Genomic DNA, 5,068 nt, shown 5'->3' with positions numbered 1-5,068 from the left:
TTCGCTTCGCTATGTCAGTGGTCAGGTTACACTTTATCGCATATCCCAAACCTAACCATCACAATACTTTCAAGACTTGTGGGTAAGGCATAGCATTGTGGACGGAGCATGCCGTCATAATAATTTTCTGGAGCCATCCTCAATTATGCGTCGGCAGATATGCGTCACCTTAGCGAAAGGTTAAGCGCCAAACGATTGATAACTTGATGATTGAACATGGGTGTACTTCAAAGAGTGGATTGGGAGTGGCTTCATAGGGCTGACCGATTTAAAATATTGCTCTTGATTCTCGGAGCGGTCATGGCCAGCAATTCATTCAAGGTCTCTGATGTGGAAGTTATTCTGACCTCCTATGCAGACAGGGCCAGCGATATTTTTTTTATTCGGCAGCAAGTCTTTCATCTTGAACAAAACATTGATCCTGTCCTGGATATGGATGGAGAAGATGAAACAGCCGATCACTTTATTGCCTACTGGCAGCAGCAGCCCGTCGGTATTGCTCGTATCAGGGCCTACGAAGATGGGACACAAGCCAAGATTGAACGGGTAGCAGTGTTGCAGGCGTTTCGGCAACAAGGGATTGGCAAAGCAATTACGATCTCAGCCCTCCAATATGCTCAGCAGCAGGGATTTGCCACAGCGATTCTCTATGCTCAAACCCCGTCAGCATCTTTCTACGAACAATTTGGATTCCAACGTCAAGGAGAACCGTTTATCCAAGCAGATATGCTGCATATTGCTATGGTCAAAAATTTAGCTGAAACTCCGAGTAGGTGTTAAACGTCTTTAATCGTTGGTCCTGGGAAAAGGGCCTTGGGAAAAGGGAGGTCTGGGCAAGGGGGATTAAGGATTCATCCGGTGTTGGCTAAGGTTTGAAGTAGGTTTGCATGCTCAAAAAAATAGGACTCGTTGCCGTCTTGTTCCTACTCGGGGGTGGGGGCTGGTTGGCCTATACCTGGCAGCAGGTCACGTATCTCCCCGATTGGTATACTCGTCAATCAACGCCAGAAACGGTCCCTTCCACATTACTGCCTGCCCAAGTGGATGAACCCGCTGAGATCGAGGGCTTAACCTTTGGCTTACAGCAGAAAGTGGATCGAGTGTTAAGCACGACTTCTGTGCAGACACCTGAGGTACAATTAACGGCTCAGGAATTTAACCAGTTTGTGGTGACGTCACTTCCGGCCCAGGCTCGCAGTCCTCAAGTGATTTCGGCAGTCAAAGCGATGAATACCCAAATTGAAGCAGACCGACTCAAAACGGGGATTGTGGTGGATACATCTGCATTACCCCTTGATCAGCTACCGTCAGAGTATCGGGCCACGGTGAAGGGGTTGCTTCAAAGTTTTCCAGTCTTACAAGATAAAGAAATCTATGTGGGAGTGGAGGGTAAACCTCAGGTGCAAGAAGGGAAAGTAGTTCTGGGAGAAGATGTCCGGTTAGTGGTCGGCAATGTGCGATTCTCCTATGCGGATATCCGCGATCGCATCAATCTTCCACCTAATCTGTTAGACAAACCCGTGAATCTCCAGTTAGGACCGCTCCAAATTGAGGATTTAAATTTCCAAGATCAAATGGTTATTCTCAAAGGCCAGGCCAAGTAGGGGCTGCCTTCGTCTGCTAGGCCGAATGTTCATGCCACAAGGAAGAATCTTGTTTCGAGTTCGGTCCATCAGATCAAATTGCCGGGATGCGCCCAGTTCCTCAGGACTATTCAAAATTTAATTTGTCAGTCTAAGTATGGATTGTCCCGTTAGGCATAATCGCCCCGGAGAGGTTGGCACCCGTTAGCTTCACCATGACCTTCTTCCCAATACCCATATTAGCGCCCGTAAAATCTGCGCCTCGCAGATCGGCGCCACTCAAATCTGCCGCGGTCAGATTCGCACCTTGTAAGGTGGCCTGAGTAAGGTTGGCTTGGAGCAGGTTAGCTCGGGTCAAATTGGCATTCGTCAAATTGGCACCCGATAAGTTTACCTTATGGAGAAATGCATCTTTAAGATTAGCACTGGCTAAATTAGCCTGGCTCAGATTGCGCCCCGAAAAATCACGTTCTTGTAAATCGGCCCCCTGCCAGTTGACGCCACTGTGATCAGGGGTTAGGGGGCGAGAGGTGGACTGAGTCTTTGCCGAGGCGGGTTTTGCAGGGGGGCTTGACCGTCCAGTGCGCCATCGCTTAGCAGCCCGTTTAGCGGCAGAATCAGGCGAAGTGCTAGTCTTTTGGGGTTTCTTGGCTGGCGATGGGTCGACCTCTTCAGATTTGCTAAAGGTGTTGGCCTGTTTCTGTGTCGCCCGAGTTCGCTGGCGGAAATTCTTAGCGGCTTGAGACTGCCGACTCTGAGACCGTTGCGGAGTCCGAGGGGTAGCGCGTTGGGTTGGTTTATCCGGAGGACTGGACGCTCGGGTTTGGCCTGCTGCTGCTTTTTGGGCAGGACGACGAGCCGATCTCAAGTTCTGGCGCCGTTGAAGATAGGCTTGCAAATAGTCGCGGGCTTCGTTGAGGGCTTGTAGCTTGACAACTGCTTTTTCCTGTAAGCGCTCACGGCTTTTAGGAATGCGATCGGGATGCCAAATAAAGACTAAATCCTTGTAGGCCTCATTGACCTCTTCTAGGGACGCGCCAATTCTCAACTCTAGGGTGCGATAGCATTCATTGAGGTTTGGCATACTCAATTACAGAAGGAGGGGCTTAGGCACTCCTTTGCTCTGGGCAAAGTTTAAGCAGAAGTCACCTTACTTTATTTTGCCAGGTCTGTTTTGAAAAGGGTATAGCGCCAGGCAGGGCGGGGAAAACCCCCCTGCCCTGCCGAATTGCGTTCTTTATTAAGCTTAGTGAACGCCTAGTCGAGATAGCCCATCAAATCAGCTGGATCGTAAATGGGTTCCGTGGCAACAGGGCGGTTGTTGGGGAGATTAGGAGAAGGTACCAGAGGCAGGCCCATATTCACAATAGGGCGGTTACCCACTAGGCTGTCCTCATCCACAATATCTAACCCAGACCGGATAATGGGGCGGTGGTTCGGCAGGGTATCAGTATCAACCACTTCTAAATTGACCGCAGTGATTGGACGGTTGCCAGGCAAGCTCGAAGTATCGACGACCTCTAAGGTTCTTGCTGCAATGGGACGATTCTGGGGTAAGGGAGGGGTTTGATACAGTTCAATTGCCCCTTCTTCGGGTTTCTTCTCGGATGTAGCCATAAGTTGACTCCCTAGACAACAGTTAAGGATGTGTATTAAATGGGGGATCTAAATAAAGATTTGATAAGAACAATCACTTCTCTGATCATAATTGAGAACGTTCGATTCGGAATATTAATTCGTGTTTAGGACGCCATAACATTTCGTTATGAGGGAAAGGCTGGAAGTAGATGCGCCTGCGTTTTCTGCTGAGGATGCAAGGTCTTGTAAAGGCTAGGGGCACTCTAGACTTTCACGGGTGGAAACCCCCGTAACCGGATTAACGCCATCGGCATATTCACACATCATGGTGACTTGTTCACGATCTAAGAAGGCGTAGGAAAAATCAGCCCCAGTGATGGTGGCGTCATAGAATTTGCTGCTGGTTAGCATGGCATCGGTAAAGATGGCATTCGTCAAGTCTGCTTCGTTAAAGAGGACCCGATCTGCAAAGGTCTCTGTTAAGTCTGCCCCCGTCAAGTTAGAACGCTGAAATGTGGCCATGGTCAGAATGGTGCCTTTGAGATTTGCGCCGGTCAAGTTGGCTTTCAACAAAATAGCGCCTGCTAAAGAAGCCCCTTCAAAGTTTTTATTTTCGAAGTCTTCATAACGCAAGTCTGCAAAGGTGAAATTTTGGGCACCCTCGTCTGCCCAGGTAGGTTGGCTATTGAGGACAAAGCAGGAGCCCACGAGCCATACAATTGCGAAAACAATAGAAATCGTGCGTAACCAAGGCTTGATTCTGGGGTTCATTAATTTATATCAGACCAAAATTTTCCGTTCACTCTTTATTTTCGCATTTGTTCGGAGGAGTGAGTGGATAGATCGGATGAGTAGCACTTACACATTTATGTATACGGCACTGATCTCTTAACAGGGCACATATCTAAAACCTTTATTGGTGTATGAGTTCTAACATGCTAAGCGGGCGTGAACAAAATCCCATCTCCATCGCTGGTGTGGTCTGCTTACTGAGCCCCCAATGGGGTCAAACCCAGTTATGAATCAGTCGTTGTACGCCCAGCACTCGCTGTAACCCCAGCCGCTTTTTGGCATAGAGATTCTGCTAGTGTTTAACCACCCAGCTCAAAGTCATAAGCAGTAGAAGAGGAGTTTGGTAAAACATCGCCATCGTCATCAATTGTAAGATCTCCAGAACTCAGTCTGGACGACGCAACCCGGAAAAATTTACAGATGGAAATTAGATTATCATCCCTTAGCAAAGAAATAGCATTTCAACAGGTCTAGCCTGCATTATTCATGACGATTTTTGGCGTGCCTTGAACATCTCTCCACAGATTAAGTCCAGTATTTGTTTGAACGACAGGCTGTTTTGAGGCGTTTCCTGACCATCAGCGTTTGAAGCCCTCGTGAATAATCCAGGCTAGAACATGACCCGTTTCACGTCTTAGGGGCAAGCTACCACATTCGTAAAGTTTAGAGGCGGGGCATTAGGGGGAACCGGAATACCATTGAAACTAAAGGTGGCATTGTTATTATCGGTACTGATAGTGGCTAAATTGACGACTTGGAAAGTATTCACCCCAGAGATAAGATTAAAATCCGTTCCAGATGCCGTTGCAAAGCCAGGATTATCACTGCGGTTGCCAGAAATGATGGCACAGATTGGATTACCTCCACCGTTATCCACACGTACACTATCTTGACCTGCTTGCGGAATGAGATTATTGGAAATATTGGTAGTGGTAATAGTGGTATTAAAGATGGGTAGAACGTAGATACCATTAGCACCATCTCCAGAGGTCGTTATTGTATTGCCACTGATGTTGGCGGCGGTAATACTGCTGTTATCGACAACAGGCACGAAAATACCTTGTGCACCATCTCCAGAGGTCGTCACCGTGTTGCCACTGATGTTGGCAGTGGTA

At 48.1% G+C, this 5,068-nt stretch carries 5 protein-coding genes and 2 pseudogenes; 2 read left to right on the top strand and 5 right to left on the bottom strand.

Annotated features, from left to right (window positions below; genetic code table 11):
- Positions 1-300 precede the first annotated feature (300 nt).
- On the top strand, positions 301-780 hold the full coding sequence (locus Q0991_RS25000) for a GNAT family N-acetyltransferase (protein WP_299493803.1): 480 nt from the start codon (positions 301-303) through the stop codon (positions 778-780).
- Between the two features lie 107 nt (positions 781-887).
- Positions 888-1,604 (top strand): hypothetical protein, encoded by a 717-nt coding sequence (locus tag Q0991_RS24995; RefSeq protein ID WP_299493801.1) that lies wholly within the window; start codon positions 888-890, stop codon positions 1,602-1,604.
- Between the two features lie 130 nt (positions 1,605-1,734).
- Here Q0991_RS24995 and Q0991_RS24990 read toward each other — a convergent pair whose 3' ends face one another.
- From Q0991_RS24990 to Q0991_RS24970, 5 genes and pseudogenes are all read right to left on the bottom strand, one after another.
- On the bottom strand, positions 1,735-2,667 hold the full coding sequence (locus Q0991_RS24990; RefSeq protein WP_299493799.1) for a pentapeptide repeat-containing protein: 933 nt from the start codon (positions 2,665-2,667) through the stop codon (positions 1,735-1,737).
- Between the two features lie 173 nt (positions 2,668-2,840).
- Complete coding sequence (locus Q0991_RS24985; protein ID WP_299493797.1) at positions 2,841-3,200, bottom strand: hypothetical protein; 360 nt, start codon at positions 3,198-3,200, stop codon at positions 2,841-2,843.
- A 213-nt stretch (positions 3,201-3,413) separates the two neighbouring features.
- Entirely contained in the window at positions 3,414-3,932 is a 519-nt protein-coding gene (locus Q0991_RS24980) for a pentapeptide repeat-containing protein (RefSeq protein WP_299493795.1), read from the bottom strand.
- Positions 3,933-4,049: 117 nt separating this feature from the next.
- Positions 4,050-4,245, bottom strand: a pseudogene (locus tag Q0991_RS24975) (IS1 family transposase); the annotation flags it as partial.
- A 342-nt stretch (positions 4,246-4,587) separates the two neighbouring features.
- Positions 4,588-5,068: pseudogene (locus Q0991_RS24970) on the bottom strand (hypothetical protein); the annotation flags it as partial.

Origin of the sequence: Acaryochloris sp. IP29b_bin.137 (genome assembly GCF_028285745.1) — a bacterium.
Lineage (GTDB): Bacteria > Cyanobacteriota > Cyanobacteriia > Thermosynechococcales > Thermosynechococcaceae > Acaryochloris.
This window is presented reverse-complemented; position numbering and strand designations above follow the sequence as displayed.

Excerpts from the sequence above, each read along its gene's own strand:
- Q0991_RS25000 (WP_299493803.1), top strand. The coding sequence starts at position 301 with ATGGCCAGCAATTCATTCAAGGTCTCTGATGTGGAAGTTATTCTGACC.
- Q0991_RS24995 (WP_299493801.1), top strand. The coding sequence starts at position 888 with ATGCTCAAAAAAATAGGACTCGTTGCCGTCTTGTTCCTACTCGGGGGT.
- Q0991_RS24990 (WP_299493799.1), bottom strand. The coding sequence starts at position 2,667 with ATGCCAAACCTCAATGAATGCTATCGCACCCTAGAGTTGAGAATTGGC.
- Q0991_RS24985 (WP_299493797.1), bottom strand. The coding sequence starts at position 3,200 with ATGGCTACATCCGAGAAGAAACCCGAAGAAGGGGCAATTGAACTGTAT.
- Q0991_RS24980 (WP_299493795.1), bottom strand. The coding sequence starts at position 3,932 with ATGAACCCCAGAATCAAGCCTTGGTTACGCACGATTTCTATTGTTTTC.